The organism is Streptomyces sp. NRRL F-525, from assembly GCF_000716605.1.
GTDB lineage: Bacteria > Actinomycetota > Actinomycetes > Streptomycetales > Streptomycetaceae > Streptomyces.
Genome location: NZ_JNXE01000019.1, coordinates 1 through 24,818, shown reverse-complemented (window position 1 = coordinate 24,818; position 24,818 = coordinate 1). Strand labels below are relative to the sequence as shown.

Sequence of the window (24,818 nt, the reverse complement as noted above, 5' to 3'; positions counted from 1 at the left end):
CCACTCGGGTGCCCGCTGCCCCGGCCCGCTACTCGTCCTTCGGGTGCCGGCGCAGCAGATACGTGTCCATGATCCAGCCCTTGCGCTCACGGGCCTCCGCGCGCAGCCGCTCGATGCGTGGGGCGGCCTCGGCTATCGGACCGGAGGCGAGGATCTCGTCCGGAGTGCCCAGATAGGCGCCCCAGTAGATGTCGATGTCCTGGTCCGCGTACCGCCGGAACGCCTGGTGCGCGTCCAGCATCACGACTACGTCGTCCACGTCCTCCGGGAACCCCTCGGACAACCGCCGGCCCGTGGTGATCTGCACCGGCCGCGCGACCCGGTTGAGCCCCGTGCGGTGCCGGGCGACGAGCGCCGAGACACTGCTGATGCCGGGCACGACGTCGTACTCGAACGCCACCGCGCCCCGCTCCAGGATCTCCTCCAGGATGCCGAGCGTGCTGTCGTACAGCGAGGGATCGCCCCACACCAGGAACGCGCCGCTCTCGTCCTCGCCCAACTCCTCGGCGATGAGCCGCTGATAGATCTCCGCGCGGGCACTGCGCCAGTCCCCGACCGCGGGCGAGTACGCGGCGCCCCCGGCCTTCCGGTCCCGCTCCGGGTCGCGCGCCTCGACCAGGCGGTACGTCCCCTCCGGTATGTGCGCGTCGAGCATGTCCCGGCGGAGCCGCGTGAGGTCCGACTTCACCTCACCCTTGTCGAGGATGAAGAACACGTCCGTGCTCCGCAGCACCCTGACAGCCTGCAGGGTCAGCTGCTCGGGGTCGCCCGCGCCGATACCGATGACATGAATCTTTCGCACACCCCCGAGTCTGCCCCACGCCACTGACAGTCCGTACACCGCACCGGTACGGATCGGGACGATCCCGTGCCGGCCCGGCTACGACGTCCCGCGCAGCCGGGGTGCCCGCGCCCGCGCGTCGACACTTCCGCCGCCGCGCTCCACGTCGTCCCCGAGACCCCGCGCCCAGGCCGCGACCCCCGCGAGATCCATCCCGTACGGCCGCTCCCGCCCGGACCGGGACGCCCACTCCTCGACGCCCCCGGCGCCGCGCCGCAGCAGCCGGGCCCCGCCGGTGACGTTGCCCCGGGCCGCGTGCGTGAGGCCCACGGCGAGCTGGGCGAGGCCGCGCCACAGGGCACGCTCCTCGTCCGGCCCCGACTTCCAGGCGTCCTCGAAGACCTCGTGCGCGTGGAACGGTTTCCCCTCGTCGAGCAGCGCCTGTGCCTCGACGACGGTCACCTCCGGCGCGCGCACGACCCCCTCGGGCTGCCGTGCCACACCGTCCGCGTCGTACGGCAAGGGCCGCCCGAGCCCGTCCCGCGGCCGGGCGTTGCGCGCCCGCCCCTCGCCGTCCCGGTCCCGCGCGCCGGCCGTACCGCCTGAGGTCGTGTCGCTCATACGACGATTGTCCCGCGTCCGGCACCGGCTTCGGCGCACCCCCGGGCGTGGGGTAAAGTGCTGTTCGCGCGATCAACACGGTTCTCCGTGGGAAGCGCACCGGGACGTGGCGCAGCTTGGTAGCGCACTTGACTGGGGGTCAAGGGGTCGCAGGTTCAAATCCTGTCGTCCCGACTCGACAGAGTCGCAGATGAGGGGCGGTTTCGGAGAAATCCGAAACCGCCCCTTCGTCATGTCCGGGACCAGCTGGGGACCGACTCGCCCGCCCCGTGGTCACCAGCCGTCCGCGCGTCGTGAAGCATCAGGGAATTGCTGATTCCAGCAAGAAACTTGCAATGGCTTGCGTAATTCATTCTTTACTTCGTCGGAATCTAGCGGGCTCGAAGGGGTCTCTGTACGGTCGGGGCGCCGGTCTCCTCCCCCCACTCCGTGAAGGAGCCTCACATGCTGAACATGCTGACGATCCTCAGACCCCGGCGACTGGCGGTGGCCGTCGTCGCCGCGGTCGGTGCGCTGTGCGTGTCCGTCCTACCGGCCGCCGCGACACAGAAGGCGGCGCCGACCAAGGCCGTGGCGAGCGCGGCGGTGGGTGCGACGACGCCGTTCTCGGTCTACGAGGCCGAGGGGGGAACTCCCGGCGGCGGCGCGGCCGTCCGGTCGCTGACCTCGGCGCCGACGACGCAGTACTCCAGCGCCGTCCTGGAGGCGTCCGGGCACTCCTATGTCCACCTGGGCGACACGGGTCAGTCGGTGCAGTGGACGAACAGCACCGGGCAGCCGATCTCGTTCCTCAACGTCCGTGCCGGCATTCCGGATTCGGCGTCCGGCGGCGGTGTCACCGGCACGCTGAACCTGTACGTCGACGGCGTGTTCCGGCAGGCGCTGAACCTCAACTCCCGGCAGAGCTGGGTGTACGAGGGCAACGGCAACTACAACACGAGCGACGACCAGAACCCGGCCGACGGTGACCCGAGGGTCTTCTGGGACGAGTCGCACACCTTCGTCACCGGGGCCCCGATCCCGGCGGGCGCCACGTTCTCGCTGCGGAAGGACGCCGACAACAGCGCGTCCTTCTACGACGTGGACTCCGTCGACGTGGAGAACCCGCCCGCGCCGCAGGCACAGCCCGCGAACTCGATCTCGATCACGAGCTGTGGTGCGGTGGCCGACAACAACCCGACGAACGGCGCGGCCGACAGCCAGTCCGTGGACAGCCGGGCCGCCATCCAGAGCTGCATCGACCAGGCCGAGCAACAGGGCAAGATCCTCTGGATCCCGCAGGGCACCTTCTATGTGAAGGGCACCGCGGGACTGGAGGCACAGGGGATCACCATCGCGGGCGCCGGCCTCTGGTACAGCACGGTCTACCGTGACGTCCCGGTCCCCAACTCCACACCGCTGGCAGCCCTGTTCGACCTGACCTCCTGCACGGTGCGCGACTTCCACATCGACGCCAACGCCGTCAGCCGGAGCACCATCGGCGGGGACGGCGGCGCGATGGACACCACCGGCACCGACTGGTCGGCCGACGGCATCTGGACCCAGCACACCATGTCCGGCTTCTGGGCCTCCGGCACCGGCGGAACGGTGAAGAACAGCAGGCTGACGTCGATCTGGGCCGACGGGATCAACGTCAACAACGTGTCGCTGAACGCGGACACCGGCAACGACCTGACGGTGACCAACAACTTCGTGCGCGGCACCGGGGACGACGCGATCGCCATCAACTCGGTGGCGTACAACACCAACGGCGACGGTTCCCAGACCCACTACAACCCGATGACCGATGTCACCGTCAGCGACAACACCTCGATCGCGCCCTGGGGCGGCAAGGGCATCGGGATCTACGGCGGCAGCGGCCACCAGGTCAAGGACAACTACATCAGCGACACGGCCCGTTACATCGGCCTGGGCGCAGGTCGCTTCGGCGTCAACGGCAGCGACCTGCTCTCCGCGACCGTGACCGGCAACACCGTGGTCCGCTCCGGCGGCAACGCCTACAGCCAGGGCCAGCCCGCGCTCCACATCGGCAACGGCGGCGACGGCCAGAACACCGGGACCGTCGACAAGGTCACGGTGACCCGCAACACCGTCACCGACTCCCTCTACGACGGGATCGCCTTCTCCACCTCGACCAACACCCTGCTGCAGGACAACACGGTCAGCAGTCCCGGCCGCAACGGCATCGCGATCTCGCCGCCGTTCTACCCCGCGTCCACCGGCTCCGCGGCGATAACCGGCAACACCGTCACGGGACTTGGCGCCGGGACCTCGGCCTTCGTCAACAACTCCACCGGTTTCGTCGCCACGTTGAGCGACAACCACTGGCCGCCGCCCGCACCCGAGGGCCCCTACGGCGGCACCCCGGCCGCCGTGCCTGGAACGGTCCAGGCGGAGGACTACGACACCGGCGGCCAAGGGGTCGCCTACAACGTCACCTCCGTCAACGGCAACGCCAACTCCTACCGCGCCGACGGCGTCGACCTCGACAACGCCTCGGACACGGGCGGCGGTTACAACCTGGGTTGGACCGGTCCAGGACAGTGGTTCCGCTACACGGTCGACGTTGCCACGGCCGGCACCTACACCCTCGACCTGCGCGTCGCGGCCCCGTCCGCGGTGCCCGGCGCGCTGCACCTGTCGGACGCCTCCGGTACGAACCTCACCGGCGCCGTCGACCTGCCCGCCACCGGCGACTGGCAGACCTGGGGCACCGCGACCACCCATGTGACCCTGCCCGCCGGCCGGCAGGTTCTGACGCTCAATCAGGACAGCGGCGGCTGGAACATCAACTCCCTTGTATTTACGGCGAGTAGCGGCTCACCGTCGGCCATCCTGACCGCGACTCCGGGATCGCTCACCTTCGCCGACCAGGCGGTGAACACGACCAGCGCCGCACAGACCGTCACCGTCACCAACTCCGGTGCCGCCACCGCCTCGTTGGCCGGAATCACCGCCGGCGGTGACTTCACCCGGACCGACACCTGCGGCAACTCTCTGGCCGCAGGCGCGAGTTGCGCGGTCTCCGTCACCTTCACGCCCACCGCGTCCGGCACTCGCACCGGCACCCTCACCCTGACCGGCAACCAGTCCAACAGCCCCACCATGGTGGCCCTTTCGGGCACCGGAACCGAGGCCGCGAACACCGACCTCGCCGCAGGCAGGCCCACCAGCGAGTCCAGCCACACCGACGTGTACCCGTCGTCGAACGTGACGGACGGCAACCAGAACTCCTACTGGGAGAGCGCCAACAACAGGTTCCCGCAGTGGGTCCAGGTTGACCTCGGCTCGGCCCGGAGCGCCTCCCGTGTGGTCCTGCAACTGCCCGCCGCCTGGGGTGCCCGCACCCAGGCCCTGACCCTGAGCGGCAGCACCGACGGCGCCACCTTCGCCACCCTGAAGTCCTCGGCCGCGCACACCTTCGACCCGGGCACCAAGAACACCGTGACGCTCACCTTCCCCGCAGCCGTCGAGCGCTACTACCGCGTGACCGTCACCGCCAACACCGGCTGGCCCGCGGGTCAGGTGTCCGAATTCCAGGTCTGGGCCGTCTGACCCCGCCCTCTTCCCGCTGACCCCACCCTCCCCACGGTGCCGCCGGACATCCCGTCCGGCGGCACCTTCGTATGTGCGGGTACCTGAGATCTTGCGGGATCCAAATTTGTTTGTTGCAAAGCACTGTCGAGATATTGCGTGATCATGTCAGCGATATTACGGTCCCCCATGCATCGGCACCAACCCCCCGTCTCCCCTCCCTCTCTGGCGGCACCAGCGCGACAGTTCCGGCATTTCATTACGTAAGGAGTGGCACGTGTTCCATTCCATCCGAGATCTGAGACGAGCCCTCGTCTGGGTGGTCAGCACCGTGATGCTGGCCGCCGTAGGCGTCTTCGCTCTGGCTGTCCCACCCGCCGCGGCGGCGTCCACCGCCACCGGCGGCAGCGGCGCGAGCCTGCCGTACGTCGAGGTGCAGGCGGAGAACTCAGCCACCAACGGCTCGGCCATCGGCCCGAGTTACACCGCGGGCCAGCTGGCCGACGAGGCGTCGTACCGCAAGGCGACGACGCTCCAGGGCACCGGCCAGTACGTCACGTTCACCACTCCGGTGGCGACCAACTCGATCAACTTCCGCTACAGCATCCCCGACACCTCGGGCGGCTCGGTCTACACCGCCGCGCTCTCGCTGTACGTCAACGGCGTCAAGCAGCCCGACTTCACCCTGACCAACGCCTACAGCTGGTACTACGGCAGCTACCCCTTCACCAACACCCCGGGCAGCAACCCGCACCACTTCTACGACGAGGCCCACCGCCTGTTCTCCACCACCTATCCGGCGGGCACGACCTTCAAGCTCCAGGTCGACGCGGGGGACACCGCCTCCTCGTACACGATCGACTTCGCCGACTTCGAGCAGGTCGGCGCCGCCCTGACCGCCCCCTCGGGCGCGGTCTCGGTGACCAGCAAGGGCGCCGACGCGACCGGCGTGGCCGACGCGACCAGCGCGTTCAACGCCGCGATCAGCTCGGCGGGCCCCGGCGGCACCGTGTGGATCCCGCCGGGCACCTTCAACATCCCCGGCCACATCAGCGTCAACAACGTCACGATCGCCGGCGCCGGCATGTGGTACTCGACCGTCACCGGCACGGCCCCCGGCTTCTACGGCAACTCGGCGCCCAACGCGAGCACCGGCGTGCGCCTGCAGAACTTCGCGATCTTCGGCAATGTGCAGGAACGCGACGACAGCGCCCAGGTCAACGGCATCGGCGGCGCACTGAGCGACTCGACCGTCTCCAACCTGTGGATCGACCACATGAAGGTCGGCGCCTGGATGGACGGGCCGATGGACGGCCTGACGTTCACCGGCATGCGCATCCGTGACACCACCGCCGACGGCATCAACTTCCATGGCGGAGTCACCAATTCGAAGGTGACCAACAGCGACATCCGCAACACCGGCGACGACGGCATCGCCACCTGGGCGGACTCCGCCATCGGCGCCGACGCCAACGACACGATCTCCAACAACACCGTGTCCCTGCAGATCCTCGCCAACGCCATCGCGATCTACGGTGGCCACGACAACACCGTCAGCGGCAACCGAGTGGTCGACACCGGCATCGCCCAGGGCGGCGGCATCCACGTGGGGCAGCGCTTCACGTCGACGCCGGTCGGTACCACCACGATCTCCGACAACACCATGGTCCGGGCCGGCAGCCTCGACCCCAACTGGCAGTTCGGCGTAGGCGCGTTGTGGTTCGACGGCAGCCAGGGCGCGATCACCGGCCCGATCAACGTGACCAACGCGCTGATCCAGCAGAGCCCCTACGAAGCGGTCCAGTGGGTCGAGGGCACCATCAGCGGGGTCAACCTCAACAACGTGACCATCGCCGGCACCGGAACCTTCGCCCTCCAGGAACAGACCGGCGGCGCCGCCAAGTTCACCAACGTCACGGCCACCGGCGTCGGTTACTCGTCCCCGGTGTACAACTGCTCGGGCGGCAACTTCGTCATCACCGACGGCGGCGGCAACTCCGGCATCAGCGGCACGCCGTACTGCGGCGGTTGGCCCGCGCCGGTCTACCCGCCCTACCCGTCGGAGGGCGTGACGGCCACGCCCGGCGCGCTCAACTTCGGCTCGGTGGCGACCGGTTCGACCAGCGCGGCGCAGACCGTGACGGTCTCCAACCCGACCAACACCGCCGCGGCCGTCTCGTCGATCTCGACCAGCGGCGACTACGCCCAGACCAACACCTGCGGTTCGTCGATCGCGGCGAACGGCTCCTGCACGGTCAGCGTGAAGTTCTCGCCGACGGCGACCGGCAGCCGTAACGGATCCCTGACCGTCAACGCGGGCGGGACCACCAGCACGGTCAGCCTCTCCGGTACCGGCACGGCGCCGGGCCCCGTGCTGAACACCGACCCGGCGAGCCTGTCCTTCCCCGCCACGGTGGTCGGCTCGTCGGCCACCGCGCAGACCGTGACGGTGACCAACTCGGGTACCGCGTCGGCGACCGTCTCGGCCGTCGCGGCGAGCGGTGACTTCAGCCAGACCAACAACTGCTCCACCCTCGCGGTCGGCGCCTCCTGCACGGTGACCGTCGGCTTCAAGCCCACCACCGGCGGAGCGCGTGCGGGCAACCTGACCGTCACCAGCAACGCCAACAACAGCCCAACTGTCGTATCCCTGACCGGCAGTGGCATCGACAGCACCACCAACATCGCCGCCGGGCGCCCCGCGTCGGCGAGTTCGAGCACGAGCCCCTACGTCGCCTCGAACCTCACCGACACGGACGCGTCCACGTACTGGGAGGGCACGGACGGTTCGTTCCCGCAGTGGGCCCAGGTCGACCTCGGCCAGAACTACGGCGTCGGCAAGGTCGTGCTCAAACTCCCGCCGGCGACGGCGTGGTCGGCCCGTACGCAGACCCTGTCGGTGCAGGGATCGACGGACGGCTCCAGCTTCTCCACGCTCAAGGCCTCGGCCGGGTACACCTTCGACCCGAGCGCCAACGCCAACACCGTGACCATCACGTTCAGTTCGGCCACGGCGCGGTACGTGCGGGTCAACATCACCGCCAACACGGGCTGGGACGCTGCCCAGTTGTCGGACTTCGAGGTGTTCCCCAGCAGCGGCGGCTCGTCACCGGCGACCCTGTCGGCCGACCCGACGTCCCTGTCGTACGCCACTCAGGCGCTCAACACCTCCAGCGGCGCGAAGACGGTCACGGTGACCAACTCCGGTACGGCGGCGGCGACTCTCTCCGGCGTCACCGTCACGGGCGACTTCGCGCAGACCAACACCTGCGGTTCGTCGATCGCGGCGGGCGCCTCCTGCACGGTGAGCGTGACGTTCACGCCCACCGCGTCCGGCACCCGTGCCGGTGATCTCAGCATCGCCAGCAACGCGTCGAACGGCACAACCACGGTCGCGCTGAGCGGTGTTGGGGCCGGCACGGTGAGCCGGAACCTGGCGGCCGGCGCGGCCACCACCGAGTCCAGCCACACCGACGTGTACGCGTCCTCGAACGTCACGGACGGCAACCAGGGCACCTACTGGGAGAGCGCCAACAACGCCTTCCCGCAGTGGGTCCAGGTGGACCTCGGTTCGGCGCAGAGCGCGAGCCGGGTCGTCCTCCAGCTCCCCGCGACCTGGGGCGCCCGCAACCAGACGCTGTCCCTGTCGGGCAGCACCGAAGGCTCCTCCTTCAGCACCCTCAAGTCGTCGGCGACGTACACCTTCGACCCGACCACCAACAACACGGTCACCCTCACGTTCACCGCGACCACCCAGCGCTACCTCCGGGTGAACATCACGGCGAACAACGGCTGGCCGGCCGGTCAGATCTCCGAGTTCCAGGTCTGGAACAGCTGACCCCGACCCGATGGTGCCGCCGGGCGCGCGTGTGAACGCACGCGCGCCCGGCGGCACCGACCACCGACCACCTGAAGAGGAGTCCGGAGGAGTCCCCATGGGTGTCACACGCAGAGTCTTCTTGAGAGCCGCGATCGCGACCGCCGCCGTAGGAACGGTGGGAGCGACCGGGACCGTCCTCGCCCCCACCGCGTCGGCGGCCGGCGCGCCGGGCGACGTCGTCGGCAAGATCACCGTCGGCTACCAGGGCTGGTTCGCCTGCGTCGGCGACGGCGCGCCCATCAACGGCTGGTGGCACTGGACCCAGAACTGGAGCCAGCCCCCGTCCCCGACCAACACCGGCATCAGCTGCTGGCCCGACGTGCGGGAGTACACCACCACCTACCAGACGTCGTACGCCGCCCTCGGCAACGGCCAGCCCGCCAAGCTGTTCTCCTCCTACGACCAGCAGACGGTGAACACCCACTTCCTGTGGATGCAGCAGAACAACATCGACACCGCCGCGCTCCAGCGCTTCAACCCCACCGGCGGCGAGGGCCCCACCCGCGACGCGATGGCGACCAAGGTGCGCGGCGCCGCCGAGTCGTACGGGCGGAAGTTCTACATCATGTACGACGTCTCGAACTGGACGAACATGCAGTCCGAGATCAAGACGGACTGGACGAACAAGATGTCCGCGCACACGGCGAGTTCGGCCTACGCGAAGCAGAACGGCAAGCCGGTCGTGTGCATTTGGGGCTTCGGCTTCAACGACCCCAACCACCCCTTCACCCCCGACGCCTGCCTCGATGTCGTCAACTGGTTCAAGAATCAGGGCTGTTACGTCATCGGCGGCGTCCCGCGTGAATGGCGGACGGGCACCGGGGGCTCGCAGGCCGGCTTCTCGGGCGTCTACCACGCCTTCAACATGATCTCGCCGTGGATGGTCGGCGCCATCGGCAATGTGAGCGAGGCCGACAACGCGTACACCACCTACACCGTCCCCGACCAAGCCGACTGCAACGCCAACGGCATCGACTTCCAGCCCTGTGTCCTGCCCGGCGACGTCTCCGGCCGGCAGCGCGCGCACGGCGACTTCATGTGGCGGCAGTTCTACAACATGGTGCGGGCCGGGGTACAGGGCATCTACATCTCCATGTTCGACGAGTACAACGAGGGCAACCAGATCGCCAAGACCGCCGAGACGCAGGCCTGGGTGCCGACCAACTCCGGTTTCCTCGCCCTCGACGAGGACGGCACCGCCTGCTCCTCGGACTACTACCTGCGGCTGACGGGCGACGGCGGCCGCATGCTCAAGGGGCAACTCGCGCTGACCCCAACTCGCCCCACTCAGCCGGTGGTTCCGAACGGCGGCGACACCACACCGCCCGCCGCACCCGGTGCCCTGACCGTCACCGGCCACACCAGCGATTCCGTCTCCCTGAGCTGGAACACGGCGACCGACAACGTCGGCGTGAGCGGCTACCGGGTCCTGCGGGTGTCCGGCTCGACCAGCACCCAGGTGGGCACCACCGGCTCAACCTCCTTCACCGTCACGGGACTTGGCGCGTCCACCGCCTACACCTTCGACGTCGTCGCCTACGACGCGGCGGGCAACGTGTCCCAGCCCTCCAGCCAGGTCACCGTCACCACCGACCCACCGTCCAGCACCACCAACCTGGCGCTCCACCAACCCACTTCGGAGAGCAGCCACACCCAGACGTACGCCTCGGGCAACGCGACGGACGGCGACACGAACACCTACTGGGAGTCCGCCAACAACGCCTTCCCGCAGTGGATCCAGGTCGATCTGGGCGCCGCGACCGGCGTCAAGCGGATCGTCCTGAGACTTCCCCCGGCCACCGCCTGGGCCACCCGTACCCAGACGATCTCCGTCCAGGGCGGCACGGACGCCGGCACCTCCACCCAGCTGCTCGCCTCGGCGGGCTACACCTTCGACCCGGCGACCGGGAACACCGCGACCCTCACGCTGCCCTCTACAGCGACCACCCGCTACGTACGGCTCACCATCACCGCGAACAACGGCTGGCCGGCCGGGCAGGTCTCGGAGTTCCAGGTCTTCGGCGCCTGACCTCTCGTACGTCCGGTGAGGGTGTCGTCAGGAACACCCCTGATCCGGTCCTCAGGCCCAGGGACCGCGAGTGCCGTCGGCGGCAGGATTCAAGGCGTACCGAATCCACCACACGGAACTCCGGGGGACCCCATGAACGAAATGTCGGCCAGGCGTCTGGCGGGCGGTGCGGGTATCGCCGCCGCCGTCGCTCTCATCGTCGAAGTGCCCCTGTACTTCGTCTATTCGGGACCGCCGCCGGACGCCAACGTCCTGGCCCGGCTGCTGATCGGGATCGTCGCGCTGGCGTTCCTGCTCGTGTTCGTGACCGCGTTCCGCGAGCTGGTGAAGCGGGTGAATCCCGAGTACGAGTGGGCCGGTTCGATGGCCTTCACCGCGGGGCTGGTGTACACGACGATCACGCTGGTCTCCAGCGGACTGGAGGCCGGCGCGGTCATCGCCGCCGACCATCCCATCGACCCGACGATCGACGTCAGCGGCACCTACATCCTCTACGGGTCCATCTCGCGGCTGATGCTGGCGTTCTTCCTGACCGCGCTGGGCTTCGCCGTCTCCCGCACGGAACTGCTGCCACGCTGGACCAGCAGGTCGGCCTACGTCCTGGCCGGGATCAACCTCGCCTTCGTGCCGTCCCTGTTCTTCGGGAACACGCCCGCGCACTTCTACGCGGCGAACGGCTGGGGCACCACCGCCTTGATGGGCGCGATCCTCAGCTACTGGCTGCTGGCCCTGGGTATCTCCACCTACCGCAGCGCCAAGGCACCCACGGCGGGGGCACTTACCTAGGTGCCCGGTGCGGCCCCGATACCCAGGGTGGGTATGGTGGCCCCCATGACCCGTCCCGAGCAGCCCGTAGGACCGCACCCTCGCGTGCGGTCCTACGGGTTGCTCGTCGCCGCCCTGCTGTTCGGTCTGCTCGGGATGCACGGGCTCGGGCCCGTTCCCATGACCGAGCCCGCGCACGGGCACACCATGGCGGCTACGGCCGTAGCGACGGGCGAGAAGATGTCGACGCCGGACGCCTGTGATCATGACGCGGGCGGCTGCGGCGGCAGCCACATGGCACACGCGGACGCGACCTGTGCCTCCGCGTCCGTCGCGGGTACCCCGGCCGTGGTTCCGGTGCTGCAACCCGATGTGGCGGCCTGCGCCGAGGCGCCGGACGGTCGTACGTCCGGGACGGGCAGTGGTCCCGACGGGGGCCGGGCCCCGCCCTCCCTCGCCGAACTCCAACTCCTGCGGATCTAGAGCGGCCCGCGCGACACGTCACCGTGCGCGCATCGGCATGCCCTGAACGGATCCACACACCAGGAGTTCCCCCATGACCGCACAGCGCAGGTTCGTCCGTCGTACCGTTCTCGCCGTCACCGCCTCGGTGGCCGCTCTCACGCTCGCCGCGTGCGGCAACGGCGGCGACGGCAAGGCGAGCGGCGGGACCGCCACCGCGTCCGCCACCAAGGCCGGTGGCCACAACGCCGCGGACGTCTCCTTCTCGAAGGACATGATCCAGCACCACCGCCAGGCCGTGGAGATGGCCGGACTGGCCGCCGGTCACGCCTCCTCGGCGCAGGTCAAGAGCCTCGCCACGAAGATCGAGGGCGCCCAGGCCCCGGAGATCAAGACCATGTCCGGCTGGCTCACCTCGTGGGGCGAGCAGGTCCCCGAGGACATGTCCGGAATGGACTCCGGCATGGGCCACGACATGTCGTCGTCCACGCCCGGCATGATGAGCGACGCCGACATGGGCAAGCTGGAGAAGGCCTCCGGCGCCGACTTCGACACCATGTTCCTCACCATGATGGTCGAGCACCACGAGGGCGCCGTCGACATGGCCAAGACCGAGAAGGCGGACGGGAGTTACGCCCCCGCCACCGCGCTCGCGGCCGGCGTGATCACGGCTCAGAGCGCCGAGATCAAGCAGATGAACAAGATGCTCGGCAAGAGCTGACACCAGCGGTGGAGGGTGGGGCCGGCCGGGTCCCGCCCTCCACCCCGGCTCAGCCCTCTTCGGCCGCCTCGCGCCGTTTCCGCTGCTCCTCGAACAGCCGCAGGAACTCCTTCGCCTGTTCCTCCGCCACGCGGCGCTCCTCGGTCTCCTGCTCGTTCAGGACCCGGTACTCGTCGAACACGCCCTCCTCGCGGAGCTGCTTCTCCTGGACGGCGGTGGGGAGTTCGGGGTCGGGGTCGGAGGGGCGCGGGCCCTCGGGACCGTCCGGGCCGACGCGGACGAGGCGTTCCACGCGCACGATCCGCGTCCGGCATCCGTCGATCACGATCTCGTTGCAGCGCTCGGCGTCGATGCGGTCGGCCAGCCGCCCGTACTCCGCCTTGGTCTCCTCGTCGAGCTGCTCCATGACCGGCGCCATCACCCGCAGATAGGAGGTGAGCGTGTCCCGCGACCCCTGGGGGCTCGCGTTCGTCATCTGCGTCGGCGCCCAGTGGCCGTCCGAGAACTCGGCCGCGGTGAACTCGGCGGGCAGCAGCACACCCCCGGGATGCGTCTCCAGCGCGCGCAGCGAGTCCTTGCGTACGGCGGTGGGAGCGGTGCCCTTGGCGTGGACCAGCGACAGGAGTTCCATGCGCAGGATGCCCTCGGACATCCCGGTCGGGGTGAAGGGGTCGATCACGAACCCCTTGGTACGGCCGCGGTATTCGTGACCGTGTCCGACCTTCGCCGGGTCGGGGTCGGACGGCCGGGGCGGCTCCGGTCCCGTCGGTCCCATCCGGATGAACTGGTCGCCCCGCACGACCCTGAACCGGCGCCCCAGCACCGTGAGTTCGTCCAGCGCCTCCCAGTCCAGCCGCTCCGCGTTGCGCAGCCACTCCTGCTGGGTCTCCGTGTCGCCCGCGTCCTCGGCGGCCCGCGCCCGTTCGCGGAACATCATGGCCATGGTGTCGCGGGAGCCCTGCGGGTAGGGGCTGGAGAAGAGGGAGATGATCTGCCAGCCGCCGGTCTCCAGCTCCTCGGCCACCCCGAACACCGGGCCACCGCCGCCCAGGACGTTCGGATAGGCCTTGCGGGCCTGCCACGCGTCCACGTCCGCGAGGGCCGCCGCCGGGGCTTCCGGCTGGGCCTCCATCCTGATCATCCGGTATCCGGGTACCTGATCACCGTGCTCAGACATGGTTCCAGCATGCCCGGACAAGGGGACGGTACGAGACGAATCAACGCAACCGGCACACCAGTTGAACTCGCGGGGCACCGCTTTTGGCCATGCGTCGCCGACCCTGGGGTGATAGACGTCGGACATGAACAACTCGATCATCCCCTCCCGTCCGGCCGGTGTCCGATGACCGCGGGCGCCGACACCCCCGACCGCCGGGGCCGCACCGGCCTGGACCGCACCGGCCTCGATCTGACCGGAAACCCCCGGGTCAAGGTCCGCGACGTGACCCTGCTGTCCAGCCACTGGTACGTCGAGCGCACCACGACCTTCGACTTCCAGCACGGCGACGGGACCTGGACCACCCAGGAGCGCGAGACCCACGACCGCGGCAACGGCGCGACCCTGCTCCTCTACGACGCCGAGCGCGAAATGGTCCTGCTCACCCGCCAGTTCCGCTTCCCCGTGTACGTCAACGGCCACCCCGACGGCATGCTCGTCGAGACCCCGGGCGGACTCCTCGACGACGAGGACGAGCACCCGGAGGAGGCCGTCCGCCGCGAGGTGGTCGAGGAGACCGGCCACACAGTCGGCGAGGTCGAGCACGTCTTCGACGTCTACATGAGCCCCGGCTCGGTCACCGAACGCATCGGTTTCTACGCCGCGTCCTACGGCCCCTCGACCCGCACCCACGAGGGCGGGGGACTCCAGGACGAGGGCGAGGACATCGAGATCCTCGAACTGCCCTTCCGCAGAGCCCTGGAGATGATCCGCACCGGCGAGATCGCCGACGCCAAGACCATCATGCTGCTCCAATGGGCGGCGCTGGACGGGCCGTTCGCCAAGTAGCCGCCCAATGGCTTGACTTGAAGTGCGCTTCAAGAGGAAGACTCCCGTTCGTGCCCGGAGAACCGGGTGCGAACGGGAGGGATCACCATGAAGTACCGCACCATCGGCACCGATCCGGCCCACCGCCGTGAGGTGAGCGTGCTCGCGCTCGGCGCGATGCTGTTCGGCTCCCGGACCGACGAGGAGACCTCCTTCGCCGTGCTCGACCGCTATGTCGAGGCCGGCGGGAACTTCATCGACACCTCCGACAACTACGCCTTCTGGGAGGACGGCGGCCAGGGCGGCCAGAGCGAGAAGCTGCTCGGCCGGTGGCGGCGCAGCCGCGGCATCGGCGACGACATCGTGATCGCCACCAAGCTCGGCGCCCGCCCGCTGGCACCCGGCTCAGGGTTTGTCGACAACCCGGAGGGCCTGTCCGCGAAGGTCATCCGTGAGTCGGCCGAGCGCAGCCGCGAACGCCTCGGCGTCGACAAGCTCGACCTGCTGTACGCGCACATCGAGGACCAGAGCGTTCCGCTGCAGGAGACCGTCGAAGGATTCGCCGAGCTGGTCGCCGAGGGCGCCGTCGGCCTCCTGGGCGTCAGCAACCACGCCACCTGGCGCGTGGAACGGTCCCGCGCGCTCGCCGCCGCGGCCGGGCTGCCCGGCTACGAGGTCCTCCAGTACCAGCACAGCTATCTGCGCCCCCGGACCGACGTGCCGTCCGAGCTCTTCCCCGACGGCAGCCTCGGCAGCGTCGGCCCGGACCTGCTCGGCTATCTGCGCGCCGAGCCCGCCCTCACACTCGTCGCCTACTCACCGCTGCTGGCCGGCGCCTACACCCGCGAGGACAAACCGCTGCCCGCCGGCTACGACCACCCGGGCACCCCGGCCCGCCTCGCCGCGCTGCGGGCGGTGGCGAAGGAGACCGGGGCGAGCGTCAACCAGGTGGTGCTGGCCTGGCAGTTGGGCGGGCCGCTGCCGATCGTGCCGCTCGCGGGAGCGTCGTCGGTGGCCCAGCTGGAGGAGAACCTCGCCGCCGTGGACCTGGAGTTGACGGCGGAGCAGCGCCAACTCCTCGACTCCGCCGTGTAGTTCAGGGCCTGACCAGCAGCTGGAAGTCGAACGCGTACCGGGACGCCCGGTAGATGTGCGTCCCGTACTCGACCGCCCGCCCCGTGTCGTCGTACGCCGTGCGCTGCATCGTGAGCAGCGCGGCGCCCTCCTTCTCGTCGAGACGGGTGGCCTCCGCCGGAGTGGCCGAGCGGGCGCCTATCGTCTGGCGGGCGCTGTGCAGGGTGATGCCGGCGGTGCGCAGCATCCGGTACAGGCCCGTCGACTCCAGCCGGGCGGTGTCGAGTTGCAGCAGGTTCGCCGGGAGGTAGTTGCACAGGAACGCCACCGGCTGGCCGTGCGTGGAGCGCAGCCGTTCCAGGAGGGTGACCTCGCTGCTCTCCGGGACGCCGAGGGCGGCCGCGACATCAGCGGTCGCGGGCACGCCCTCGTTGCGCAGCACCTCCGTGGTCGGGCCCTGTCCGGCCGACTCCAGGTCGTCGTAGAGGCTGCTGAGTTCCAGCGGTCTCTTGACCTGGCTGTGCACCACTTGTGTGCCGACCCCGCGCCGCCGGACCAACAGCCCCTTGTCGACAAGGGATTGAATGGCCTGGCGGACGGTGGGGCGGGACAGGCCGAGGCGTACGGACAGATCGATCTCGTTGCCCAGGAGGTTGCCCGGCGCCAGCGTCCCGTGCTCGATCGCCGACTCCAGCTGCTGTGCGAGCTGGTAGTACAGCGGCACCGGACTGTTGCGGTCCAGCGCGAAATGCAGGGCATCGAGCGGGGACCCGGTCACGGCGCGGGAATAGCCACCGGTCTTCGCCACGGAGGGCACCTCCTCACAGATCGTGACGGTCAGTCAGGAGTTGCTGGGGAAACCGAGGTTGATGCCACCGTCGGCCGGGTCCGGCCAGCGGGTGGTGATGACCTTGCCCTGCGTGTAGAAGGCGATGCCGTCGTTGCCGTAGACGTGCAGGTCCCCGAAGAGGGAGTCCTTCCAGCCGCCGAAGGAGTGGTAGCCGACGGGCACCGGGATCGGCACGTTCACGCCGACCATGCCCGCCTTGACCTCCATCTGGAAGCGCCGGGCGGCGCCGCCGTCCCGGGTGAAGATCGCGGTGCCGTTGCCCCAACGGGAGCTGTTGATCAGGGTGATGGCCTCGTCGTACGACTCCGCGCGGACGACGACCAGGACCGGGCCGAAGATCTCGTCCTTGTACGCGTCCGCCGTCAGCGGCACCTTGTCCAGGAGGGAGACGCCGAGGAAGAAGCCGTCCTCGTGGCCCTCGACCGAGAAGCCGGTGCCGTCGACGACGACCTCGGCGCCCTGCGCGGCGGCGGAGGCGACGTACGAGGCGACCTTGTCGCGGTGCTCGCGGGTGATGAGCGGGCCCATCTCGGACGCCGGGTCGTTGCCCGGGCCGATACGCAGGTTGCCGGCGCGCTCGGCGATCTTGGCGACCAGCTCGTCGCCGGTGTCGCCGACGGCGACCACGACGGAGACGGCCATGCAGCGCTCGCCGGCCGAGCCGTAGGCCGCGTTGATCGCCTGGTCGGCCGCGAAGTCCAGGTCCGCGTCCGGCAGGACCAGCATGTGGTTCTTGGCGCCGCCGAGGGCCTGCACGCGCTTGCCGTGCTCAACTGCCTTGAGCTGGATGTACTTCGCGATCGGCGTGGAGCCGACGAAGGAGACGGCCTCGACGTCCGGGTGCTCCAGGATGCGGTCGACGGCGACCTTGTCGCCCTGCACGACGTTCAGCACACCCTGCGGCAGGCCCGCCTCGGAAGCGAGTTCGGCGAGACGGTACGACGCCGACGGGTCCTTCTCGCTCGGCTTCAGCACGAAGGTGTTGCCGGTCGCGATGGCCAGCGGGAACATCCACATCGGCACCATGGCCGGGAAGTTGAACGGGGTGATACCCGCAACTACGCCCAGCGGCTGGCGAATTGAGGCCACGTCCACGCGGGTCGAGACCTGCGTCGACAGTTCGCCCTTGAGCTGCACGCTGATGCCGCAGGCGAGTTCGACGATCTCCATGCCGCGCGCGACCTCGCCGAGCGCGTCCGAGTGGACCTTGCCGTGCTCGGCGGTGATCAGTTCGGCGATCTCGTCGCGGTGCGCGTCCAGCAGCTCGCGGTACTTGAACAGGATCGCGGTGCGCTTGGCGAGCGAGGCGACGCCCCAGCTCTCGAACGCGGCCTTCGCGGAGGCGACGGCGGCGTCCACCTCGTCGACGGTCGCGAAGCCGACCTGCTTCTCCTGCGCGCCGGTCGCCGGGTTGTACACGGGACCGAAGCGGCCCGAGGTGCTCTCGACGGGCTTGCCGTCGATCCAGTGAGTGATCGTCTTCATGGTGCAAAGGCCTTTCGGGGGAGGGGAGTTCAGAGGTGGCGGCGACGGTCGGCGACCTGGCGGTCGTACTCCTCGCGGGCCTGTACGGCGGACTGCCGCGAGGCGGTCTCGGCGACCGGTACGTCCCACCAGGCCTCGGCCGGGGGAGCGGTCGGGGTCGCGATGTCGGTCTCGACGTAGACGCACGTCGGCCGGTCGGAGGCGCGGGCCGTGGCCAGCGCCTCGCGCAGTTCGCGGACCGTCTTGGCGCGCAGGACGTCCATGCCGAGGCTGGCCGCGTTGGCGGCGAGGTCGACCGGGAGCGGGGCGCCGGAGAAGGTGCCGTCGGCCGCGCGGTAGCGGTAGGCGGTGCCGAAGCGCTCGCCGCCGACGGACTCGGAGAGGCCGCCGATGGAGGCGTAACCGTGGTTCTGGATCAGGACCAGGTTGACCGGGAGGCCTTCCTGGACCGCCGTGACGATCTCGGTCGGCATCATCAGGTACGTGCCGTCGCCGACCAGGGACCACACGGGGGTGTCGGGGGCGGCCTGCTGGACGCCGATGCCGGCCGGGATCTCGTAGCCCATGCAGGAGTAGCCGTATTCGAGGTGGTACTGGCGCGGCGACCGCGCCCGCCACAGCTTGTGCAGGTCGCCGGGGAGGGAGCCGGCCGCGTTGATGACCACGTCGTCGTCGCCGACGACCGCGTCGAGGGCGCCGAGGAGCTGGGTCTGGGTCGGTACGGCGTTCTCGTCGGGGGCGGTGAACGCGGTGTCGACGACCTGCTCCCAGCGCTCCTTGCCCTCGCGGTACTCGGCCTCGTAAGCCGAGCTCACACGGTGATCGGCGAGTGCCTCGGTCAACGCGGTGAGCCCGGCCCGCGCGTCGCACACCAGGGTGCGCGCCGCCAGCTTGCGGGCGTCGAACGCGGCGATGTTGAGGTTGACGAAGCGGACGGCCGGGTTCTGGAACAGAGTGTTCGACGCGGTCGTGAAGTCCGTGTAGCGGGTGCCGACGCCGATCACCAGGTCCGCGGTGCGCGCGATGTCGTCGCTGACCGCGGTGCCGGTGTGGCCGATACCGCCCAGGTCGGCCGGGTGGTCGTAGCGCAGCGAGCCCTTGCCCGCCTGGGTGGACGCGACCGGGATGCCGGTCGCGTCGACCAGCGCCTTCAGCGCCTCCTCGGCGCGGCTGTGGTGGACACCGCCGCCCGCGACGATCACCGGGCGCTCGGCGGCCCGGATGGCTTCGGCCGCCTCCGCCAACTCGAAGGCGTCCGGCGCGGGACGCCGTACGTGCCACACGCGGTCGGCGAAGAACTCCTCCGGCCAGTCGTAGGCCTCGGCCTGAACGTCCTGCGGGAGAGCGAGAGTTACCGCTCCCGTCTCGACCGGGTCGGCCAGGACGCGCATCGCGTTCAGGGCGGCCGGGATCAGGGCCTCGGGGCGCATGACGCGGTCGAAGTAGCGGGAGACCGGGCGCAGCGTGTCGTTGACCGAGAGGTCCGCCTCGACCGGGTGCTCCAGCTGCTGGAGCAGGGGGTCGGCGGCGCGGGTCGCGAAGTAGTCGCCGGGGAGGAGCAGGACCGGCAGGCGGTTGATCGTGGCGAGCGCGGCGCCCGTGACCAGGTTGGTGGCGCCCGGTCCGATCGACGTCGTCACGGCCTGCGCGGAGAGCCGGTCCAGCTGGCGGGTGTAGCCGACTGCCGCGTGCACCATGGCCTGTTCGTTGCGGCCCTGGTGGAACGGCATGGTGTCCTCGCCGGCTTCGAGCAGCGCCTGGCCGAGTCCGGCAACGTTGCCATGGCCGAAGATGCCCCAGGTGCCGGCGATCAGCCGGTGCCGTACGCCGTCGCGCTCGGTGTACTGGACCGACAGGAACTGCACCAGGGCCTGCGCGACGGTCAGGCGGCGGGTGGGGGTGCTCATCAGGACTTCTCCGGTGCCGTGTAGAGGGGGAGGCGGGGGTCGACGGGCTGCTCGGGCCAGGTGCCGCGGACCCAGGCGTGATCGGGGTGGTCGCAGATCAGCCAGGAGCGGTCGTCGTCGGGACCCGCCATGACGTTGAGGTAGTACATGTGGTGGCCGGGCACCGCCATCGAGGGCCCGTGCCAGCCGTCCGGGATCAACACGACGTCCCCGCCCCGGACTTCGGCCAGGACGTCCGTGTTACGGCCCTGTCCGGACGGGGAGACGCGCTGGTAGCCGAGACCGGGGGTGCCCTCGTGGTCGGCGAACTCGAAGTAGTAGACCTCCTCGAGGACGGACTCCTCGCCGGGCCGGTGCTCGTCGTGCTTGTGCGGCGGGAAGGAGGACCAGTTCCCGCCGGGCGTGATCACCTCTACGGCGATGAGCTTGTCGCACTCGAAGACGCCGGCCGCGCCGAAGTTGTTGACCTGACGGCTGCTGTTGCCGGTGCCGCGCAGCTCCACCGGCACCGACGAGGCCGGGCCGTAGCGCGCGGGCAGCCGGCGGGTGCAGCGGGCGCCGGTCAGCGCGAAGCGGCCGCCGCCGGGCGACGAGATCGTCGTACGGGAGTCGCGTGGCACGTACGCGAAGTCGCTCACGGCGGTGAACACGCTCTCGCGGCCGGTGAGTTCGAAGGTGTCGTGGCCGAAGTCGTCGGCGGCGGAGACCGTGCAGGCGCCGCTGAGCGGGACGACGATCCACTCGCTGTCGTCGGTGTCGAAGGTGTGGGTGCCGCCCGGCGGCAGCTCCAGGACCCGCAGGCTGGAGTAGCCCCAGGCCGCCGACTCGGGGGTGACGTCCACGACGTAGGGGCCGCCGAGGGCCTTGCCCGCGGGAAGGTGGTACGCGCTCGTCATGGTGTGCCTCCGGTTCACAACAGGCCTACAGCGGTGTCCACCGCCGTCTCCACGCCGCCGTCGGCGGGGTACAGCAGGGAGCGGCCCACGACCAGGCCCTGGACGGTGGGCAGGCGCAGCGTCTTGCGCCACTTCTCGTACGCGCCCTCCTGGTCGTCGCCGACCTCGCCGCCGAGCAGGACGACGGGCAGGGTCGACGTCTCCAGGACCTCGGCCATGTCGTCCGGGTCGTCGGTGACGGGCAGTTTCAGCCAGGTGTAGGCGGAGGTGCCGCCCAGGCCCGAGGAGATCGCGATGGAGCGGGTCACAGCTTCGGCGGACAGGTCGTTGCGGACCTTGCCGTCGACGCGGCGGGAGATGAACGGCTCTACGAACAGGGGGAGTTGGTGTGCCGCCATGTCGTCGATGGCGCGGGCGGTGGACTCCAGGGTGGTGAGGGAGCCCGGGTCGTCGTAGTCGATGCGGAGCAGCAGCTTGCCCGCGTCGAAGTTGAGGCGCTCGATGTCCTCGGCGCGGTGGCCGGTGAAGCGGTCGTCCATCTCGAAGGCGGCGCCGGACAGGCCGCCGCGGTTCATCGAGCCCATCACGACCTTGCCGTCGAGGACCCCGAGCAGGAGCAGGTCCTCGAGTATGTCGGCGGTGGCGAGCACGCCGTCGACGCCGGGCCGGGACAGCGCGATGCAGAGGCGTTCCAGCAGGTCGGCGCGGTTGGCCATGGCGGTGCGGCGGTCGCCGACGCCCAGGGCGCCGCGGGCCGGGTGGTCGGCGGCCACGATCATCAGGCGGCCGCTGTCGCCCAGCAGCGGGCGGCGCACCCGGCGGGCGGCCGCCTCGGCGATGGCCTCCGGGTGCCGGGCTCTGACCGTGACCAGGTCGGGGATGCTGATGCTCAAGACAAGCTCCGTTCAGGGGTGGCGGTGGCGGCCATGTGGTCAGCCGCCCACGCGCGCGCCGGCGAGGAGGTCCTCGACCTCGGACTCGGTGGGCATCGCGGTGGAGCAGGCGAGGCGGGAGGCGACGAGGGCGCCGGCCGCGTTGGCGTACCGCATGGTCTTCTCCAGGTCCCAGCCGGCCAGCAGCCCGTGGCACAGCGAGCCGCCGAAGGCGTCGCCCGCGCCGAGGCCGTTGAGCACCTCGACCGGGACCGGCGGCACCTCGGCGGTCGTACCGTCGCGGTGCACGGCCAGGACGCCCTTGGGGCCCTGCTTGACGACGGCGAGTTCCACGCCCGCGTCCAGCAGCGCCTGGGCGCAGGCGAGGGGCTCGCGGACGCCGGTGGCGATCTCGCACTCGTCGAGGTTGCCGACCGCGACCGTCGTGTGGCGGAGGGCCTCCGCGTAGTACGGGCGGGCCTCCTCCGGGTCCTTCCAGAACATGGGGCGCCAGTCCAGGTCGAACACCGTGGTGCCCGCCTTGTCGCGCGCCTTGAGGGCGGCGAGCGTGGCGGAGCGGCTCGGCTCCTCGCTCAGACCGGTGCCGGTGATCCAGAAGACGCGGGCCTGGCGGATCGCGAAGTAGTCCAGCTCCTCGGTGCGTATCTCCAGGTCGGGCGCCTTGGGCCGGCGGTAGAAGTACAGCGGGAAGTCGTCCGGCGGGAAGATCTCGCAGAACGTGACGGGGGTCGGGTACTCCGCGACGGGCGTGACCCAGCGGTCGTCCACACCGAAGTCCTTGAGGGCTTCGTGCAGGTACGTCCCGAAGGGGTCGTCGCCGGTGCGGGTGATCACCGCGGTGGTCCGGCCGAGCCGGGCGGCGGCGACCGCCACATTGCTCGCGGAACCCCCGAGGAACTTGCCGAACGTCTCCACACGGGCCAGCGGTACGCCAGACTGCAACGGGTAGAGATCGACCCCGATGCGCCCCATGGTGATGAGATCGAAGGACTGGGCTGACTCGGCCATGCGCGACACTCCTCTGAGCTGCTGGGGGTGGGCGGGTCCCAGGGGCCTGCCGCCTCCCAGGTGTAGGTCTCGGAGGGGCTCCGTGTCAATAGTTTGTACTTACATTCGGACCTGCTCGTGAAATGATGTCTTAACAAAGTATTGACAGCGGGCGCGACCGGGGATTTGATTCCGTCCCAGCGCAACAGCCGTGTTTCGCGGCAAAGGACCCAGGGCCGACAGGCCCCGAGCCCGGATTTCTGCGATCATGACTCCCTTTCCCCTGAAGCACAGTGAGGTGCAGGAAAGATGGACCGTTCCACTTACTCCCGCTCGCGCAGAATGGCCCCCTTCGTGGCGGTGGCCGCGGCAGCGGCCCTGACCCTCGCCGGCTGCTCCAGCAGCTCGGGCGGAAAGAAGGCCACGGAGGACAGCTCCGGCGCCTCCGCGGGCAAGGCGAGCACCCCTCGGATGACGGTCGCCCTGGTCACGCACCAGGCCCCCGGTGACACGTTCTGGGACATCGTCCGCAAGGGCGCCCAGGCCGCCGCCGACAAGGACAACATCAAGCTCGTCTACTCGGCCGACCCGAACGCGGGCAACCAGTCGAACCTGGTGCAGAACGCGATCGACCAGAAGGTCGACGGCATCGCGGTCACCCTCGCCAAGCCCGACGCCCTGAAGGACGTCATCGGCAAGGCGAAGACCGCGAACATACCCGTCGTGGGCCTCAACTCCGGTCTCAGCGACTGGAAGAAGCTCGGACTGCTCGAGTTCTTCGGCCAGGACGAGACGGTGGCCGGCGAGGCGCTCGGCAAGCGGCTGAACGCGGAGGGCGCCAAGAAGGCCGTCTGTGTCATCCAGGAGCAGGGCAACATCGGTCTGACGCAGCGCTGCGACGGTGTGAAGAAGACGTTCACCGGCACCACCGAGGTGCTCAACGTCAACGGCACGGACATGCCGTCGGTGAAGTCGACGATCACCGCCAAGCTCACGCAGGACAAGGCGATCGACTACGTCGTCACGCTGGGCGCCCCGTTCGCCATGACGGCCGTGCAGTCGCTGTCCGACGCGGGCAGCAAGGCGAAGGTCGCGACCTTCGACCTGAACAGCACCCTGACGGGCGCCATCAAGAAGGGCACCGTCCAGTTCGCGGTGGACCAGCAGCCGTACCTCCAGGGTTACTTGGCGATCGACTCCCTGTGGCTCTACAAGAACAACGGCAACTACAGCGGCGGCGGTGAGCAGCCCGTACTGACCGGCCCGGCCTTCGTCGACAAGACCAACGTCGACGCCGTGGCGAAGTACGCCGCCAACGGAACCCGGTGATGAGCATGACCCAGCACGCCGAGCCGGCGGTGACCTCACCGCCGGCCCCCGGCCCACAGGAGACCGACGGCCGGACCGCTGAACGGCCCCTGGCGATACGGCTGTTGGCGCGTCCCGAGATCGGTGTCTTCCTCGGTGCGGCCGCGGTGTACGTGTTCTTCCTGATCACGGCCCCGCCCGTGCGGGACGGCGCCGCGATGGCGAACATCCTCTACAGCTCGTCGACGATCGGCATCATGGCGCTGCCCGTCGCACTGCTCATGATCGGCGGCGAGTTCGACCTCTCCGCCGGTGTCGCGGTGATCACGTCGGCGCTGACCGCGAGCATGCTCAGCTACCAACTCACCATGAATGTATGGGTGGGTGTGATCGTCGCGCTGCTGGTGTCGCTGGGGGTCGGCTTCCTCAACGGCTGGATGGTCGTCAAGACCGGACTGCCCAGCTTCCTGGTCACGCTGGGCACCTTCCTGATCCTCCAGGGTGTGAACCTCGCGGTGACGAAGCTGGTCACCGGGAATGTCGCGACCGACGACATCAGCAACATGGACGGCTTCAGCCAGGCCAAGAAGGTCTTCGCGGCGTCGTTCGACATCGGTGGTGTCGACGTCAAGATCACGATC

The 24,818-nt window shown here is 69.6% G+C and carries 19 protein-coding genes and 1 tRNA gene; 11 read left to right on the top strand and 9 right to left on the bottom strand.

Annotated features, from left to right (window positions below):
• Positions 1-28: 28 nt before the first annotated feature.
• Positions 29-802, bottom strand: coding sequence for a precorrin-6A synthase (deacetylating) (gene cobF / locus OO69_RS26225; protein ID WP_033283247.1), 774 nt, complete (start codon positions 800-802; stop codon positions 29-31).
• A 78-nt stretch (positions 803-880) separates the two neighbouring features.
• Positions 881-1,402 carry a DUF309 domain-containing protein gene (locus OO69_RS26220; RefSeq protein ID WP_033283246.1) on the bottom strand — a complete coding sequence of 174 codons (522 nt, stop codon included), beginning with the start codon at positions 1,400-1,402 and terminating at the stop codon, positions 881-883.
• A 100-nt stretch (positions 1,403-1,502) separates the two neighbouring features.
• Here OO69_RS26220 and OO69_RS26215 point away from each other — a divergent pair.
• From OO69_RS26215 to OO69_RS26185, 7 genes are all read left to right on the top strand, one after another.
• A tRNA-Pro gene (locus OO69_RS26215) sits at positions 1,503-1,576 on the top strand.
• 279 nt (positions 1,577-1,855) lie between these two features.
• Positions 1,856-4,957, top strand: a complete 3,102-nt coding sequence (locus OO69_RS26210) for a carbohydrate-binding protein (RefSeq protein ID WP_078652570.1) — start codon at positions 1,856-1,858, stop codon at positions 4,955-4,957.
• 256 nt (positions 4,958-5,213) lie between these two features.
• Positions 5,214-8,774, top strand: a complete 3,561-nt coding sequence (locus OO69_RS26205; RefSeq protein ID WP_033283245.1) for a choice-of-anchor D domain-containing protein — start codon at positions 5,214-5,216, stop codon at positions 8,772-8,774.
• A gap of 97 nt (positions 8,775-8,871) precedes the next feature.
• Positions 8,872-10,845 carry a discoidin domain-containing protein gene (locus tag OO69_RS26200; protein ID WP_033283244.1) on the top strand — a complete coding sequence of 658 codons (1,974 nt, stop codon included), beginning with the start codon at positions 8,872-8,874 and terminating at the stop codon, positions 10,843-10,845.
• Positions 10,846-10,977: 132 nt separating this feature from the next.
• Complete coding sequence (locus OO69_RS26195) at positions 10,978-11,631, top strand: hypothetical protein (protein WP_033283243.1); 654 nt, start codon at positions 10,978-10,980, stop codon at positions 11,629-11,631.
• 45 nt (positions 11,632-11,676) lie between these two features.
• The gene (locus OO69_RS26190; protein ID WP_033283242.1) at positions 11,677-12,093 is read left to right on the top strand and encodes a DUF6153 family protein; all 417 of its coding nucleotides are present in this window, start codon (positions 11,677-11,679) and stop codon (positions 12,091-12,093) included.
• 73 nt (positions 12,094-12,166) lie between these two features.
• Entirely contained in the window at positions 12,167-12,793 is a 627-nt protein-coding gene (locus OO69_RS26185; protein WP_033283241.1) for a DUF305 domain-containing protein, read from the top strand.
• 49 nt (positions 12,794-12,842) lie between these two features.
• Here OO69_RS26185 and OO69_RS26180 read toward each other — a convergent pair whose 3' ends face one another.
• Entirely contained in the window at positions 12,843-13,970 is a 1,128-nt protein-coding gene (locus OO69_RS26180; RefSeq protein WP_033283240.1) for a DUF5954 family protein, read from the bottom strand.
• Positions 13,971-14,135: 165 nt separating this feature from the next.
• Here OO69_RS26180 and OO69_RS26175 point away from each other — a divergent pair, with 165 nt between their 5' ends.
• A complete protein-coding gene (locus OO69_RS26175) occupies positions 14,136-14,798 on the top strand; it encodes an NUDIX domain-containing protein (protein WP_033283239.1) in 663 nt (220 codons plus the stop codon).
• Between the two features lie 87 nt (positions 14,799-14,885).
• A complete protein-coding gene (locus OO69_RS26170) occupies positions 14,886-15,872 on the top strand; it encodes an aldo/keto reductase (RefSeq protein ID WP_033283238.1) in 987 nt (328 codons plus the stop codon).
• Position 15,873: 1 nt separating this feature from the next.
• On the opposite strand, the gene OO69_RS26165 is transcribed toward OO69_RS26170, so the two are convergent.
• Genes OO69_RS26165 through iolC form a run of 6 tightly spaced genes read right to left on the bottom strand, consistent with a single transcriptional unit; the run spans position 15,874 to position 22,890 of the window.
• Positions 15,874-16,659: a GntR family transcriptional regulator gene (locus tag OO69_RS26165; protein WP_033283237.1), complete on the bottom strand. Its 786-nt coding sequence runs from the start codon at positions 16,657-16,659 to the stop codon at positions 15,874-15,876.
• 33 nt (positions 16,660-16,692) lie between these two features.
• Entirely contained in the window at positions 16,693-18,186 is a 1,494-nt protein-coding gene (locus OO69_RS26160; protein WP_033283236.1) for a CoA-acylating methylmalonate-semialdehyde dehydrogenase, read from the bottom strand.
• 29 nt (positions 18,187-18,215) lie between these two features.
• A complete protein-coding gene (iolD, locus tag OO69_RS26155) occupies positions 18,216-20,093 on the bottom strand; it encodes a 3D-(3,5/4)-trihydroxycyclohexane-1,2-dione acylhydrolase (decyclizing) (RefSeq protein ID WP_033283235.1) in 1,878 nt (625 codons plus the stop codon).
• On the bottom strand, positions 20,093-20,989 hold the full coding sequence (iolB, locus tag OO69_RS26150) for a 5-deoxy-glucuronate isomerase (RefSeq protein ID WP_033283234.1): 897 nt from the start codon (positions 20,987-20,989) through the stop codon (positions 20,093-20,095). The genes iolD and iolB overlap by 1 nt, the downstream gene beginning before the upstream one ends.
• Before the next feature lie 14 nt (positions 20,990-21,003).
• Positions 21,004-21,882: a Cgl0159 family (beta/alpha)8-fold protein gene (locus tag OO69_RS26145; RefSeq protein ID WP_033283233.1), complete on the bottom strand. Its 879-nt coding sequence runs from the start codon at positions 21,880-21,882 to the stop codon at positions 21,004-21,006.
• Positions 21,883-21,921: 39 nt separating this feature from the next.
• Positions 21,922-22,890 carry a 5-dehydro-2-deoxygluconokinase gene (gene iolC, locus OO69_RS26140; protein ID WP_033283232.1) on the bottom strand — a complete coding sequence of 323 codons (969 nt, stop codon included), beginning with the start codon at positions 22,888-22,890 and terminating at the stop codon, positions 21,922-21,924.
• Positions 22,891-23,178: 288 nt separating this feature from the next.
• Between iolC and OO69_RS26135 the strand changes: the two genes are divergently transcribed.
• Both OO69_RS26135 and OO69_RS26130 read left to right on the top strand, forming a co-directional pair.
• Positions 23,179-24,198 carry a sugar ABC transporter substrate-binding protein gene (locus OO69_RS26135; RefSeq protein WP_033283231.1) on the top strand — a complete coding sequence of 340 codons (1,020 nt, stop codon included), beginning with the start codon at positions 23,179-23,181 and terminating at the stop codon, positions 24,196-24,198.
• Positions 24,198-24,818, top strand: a 621-nt coding sequence (locus tag OO69_RS26130; RefSeq protein WP_033283230.1) for an ABC transporter permease subunit, incomplete at its 3' end; no start/stop codon positions are given. The genes OO69_RS26135 and OO69_RS26130, both read left to right, overlap by 1 nt.